Source organism: uncultured Limnohabitans sp. (assembly GCF_937889215.1).
Lineage (GTDB): Bacteria > Pseudomonadota > Gammaproteobacteria > Burkholderiales > Burkholderiaceae_C > Limnohabitans_A.
The window spans coordinates 1-2,055 of record NZ_CALBEX010000076.1 but is presented as its reverse complement, the minus strand read 5'-3'; the positions used below and the strand labels follow the sequence as shown (position 1 = coordinate 2,055).

The following is a 2,055-nucleotide window of genomic DNA, read 5'->3' as shown; positions in this document are numbered from 1 at the left end:
ACGCTCATCAATTCAGCAGCCAAGTGGCCCGAGCTACCGGCACCGGGTGTGCCATGGTTGAACTTGTTGGGATCGTTTCGCGCCTGCTGCACCAGCTCGCTCAGGGAGTTGATGCCCAAACCAGGATGGACTGTGACCACATTGGAGACCTCGGCCACCTCGACCACCGGCACCAGGTCGCGCATGGTGTTGTAGGGCAATGATGCGTAAAGCGCCTGGTTGGTCACCAACGGCAAGCCGTTGATGAGCAGCGTGTGACCGTCAGGGGCAGCTTTGGCCACAAAGTCATTGCCGATGTTGGTGCCGGCCCCGGGCTTTTGCTCGACGATGACCGACTGACCCAGCGCCGGGCCCAACCGTTGGGCCATTGCTCGCGCAAACACATCGGCGCTGCCCACCAAAGCGGGCACCACAATGCGTACCGTCTTGGTCGGAAAAGCCTGGCCTTGGGCCAAAGCGGGCAAGCCTGCACAAAACAGACCTAGGCTGGCAGTAGAAACGAGTAATTCACGACGACGCATAGACCCATCCTTTCGGTGATAAGTGAACAAAGAAATTGACGAAAGCGTTGCGCATGCCCGTCAGTGAAGTTCCATCAAGGAACCAAACCCAGCTTTTTTGTCCTTGAGCCCCTGAGCCCGCAAAGCGTGCCAGTAGGTGGCGGTGTTGATCGCGATGACAGGTTTGCCCAGAAAAAGCTCCGCCGCCGCGGCTAGGCGAATCATGGACAGATTGGTGCCCACCTGAACGATCGCGTCCACATCGTCTCCATCAAGCTGCAAGATCGCCTGACGGCACATCTCTTCAGTGCTGTGGGCGATCTGCACCGGACTGGGACGACGCAAACACAGATCGCGCACCACGGTGAAGCCGCAGTCTTCGTAAAAACGACGTACCTGGGCATTGGCCACTTCAAAGTAAGGGGACATAAAGGCGATACGCTTGGCTTTGTAAACGTTCAAAGCCGCCTCGGTCGCAAAGGAGCCACAGGACACGCCCACCTGGGCCCTGTCTTGCATCATCTTGAGATAGTTACCGGCACCTTGACGACCGTTCCAGAAGGTGGCCGCAGACATGCCCATCACCAAGTAATCCATTTCGCAACTGCGCAAGACATCCACAGCGTCCATGGTCGCCTGGTTGATGCTGTTGACCAATTTGAGAAAGCTGGCATCGTCCGTGACCGGGTCATTGGGGATCGCGATGCGGCTGTAATGGTTGGTCACGCCCACCGGCCTCAGGTCATCGAAGTCCGGTTGAACGATCGTGTTGGTCGAGGGCCCCAAGGTGCCCATTTTTTTTCGGTATCCGGGGTGGTCCATGGATCAGATGCAAGCCCTGGCGGCCTGGTGTTGTGTGATGAACTCATCGCGCGTCATCACGTCGGCATATTTTTGTTGCATGTCGAAAAGGTTTGCTGCATGCGGCTCCACGGCACGATCACCCACGCAGTCCGAGATCACCAGGGTGCGCAGGTTGTGCTGCATGGCATCAACCACACTGGCACGCACGCATCCACTGGTGGTGCAACCTGTGATGACGGCTGTATCGACCCCACGCTGCAACAACCACCCTGCTAGCCCGGTCTCAAAGAATGCTGAAGCAGACTGCTTTCGGATCACCCATTCACCTGCTTGGGGTTCGAGTTGTGGCACGATCTGCGAGGCGTGCGCCTCTTCTGTAAGCTTTTGCAAGGGCGGCACGCGAAGGGCAAAAATATTGACGTCCGCACCATCGCTTGAAAAGACCACGCGCGTGTGAACGATCGGCAAGCCATGCGTCCGAAAATAAGCCAGCAAGGCCACTGTATGGTCTGCGGAGGCCTGGATGTGGGGCCCCCCCAATTGATCGACATCAACAAAGCCATTGACAAAGTCCACCAAAATCAATGCGCACTTGCGCCCGATGCCGCTGGTGCCTCCCAAGCCTTGGTGCCGATAAATGGTGGATTTGTCCAAGCTGATATCAATCCTGCGGGTCACTTTGAGCGTGGCTTTGGTCAAAAGCCTGCACCCAATCGAAGCCCATGATTTGGGAAAATTGACCGAAATCATG

3 protein-coding genes are annotated in these 2,055 nt (G+C 56.9%); all 3 read right to left on the bottom strand.

Annotated elements, in window-relative coordinates:
• A partial coding sequence (locus Q0341_RS01745) for a tripartite tricarboxylate transporter substrate-binding protein (RefSeq protein ID WP_299510122.1) occupies nt 1–521 on the bottom strand: 521 nt, incomplete at its 3' end.
• A 60-nt stretch (nt 522–581) separates the two neighbouring features.
• A complete protein-coding gene (locus Q0341_RS01740) occupies nt 582–1,322 on the bottom strand; it encodes a hypothetical protein (RefSeq protein ID WP_299510121.1) in 741 nt (246 codons plus the stop codon).
• A gap of 3 nt (nt 1,323–1,325) precedes the next feature.
• The gene (locus Q0341_RS01735) at nt 1,326–2,054 is read right to left on the bottom strand and encodes an isochorismatase family protein (RefSeq protein WP_299510120.1); all 729 of its coding nucleotides are present in this window, start codon (nt 2,052–2,054) and stop codon (nt 1,326–1,328) included.
• Nucleotide 2,055 lies beyond the last annotated feature (1 nt).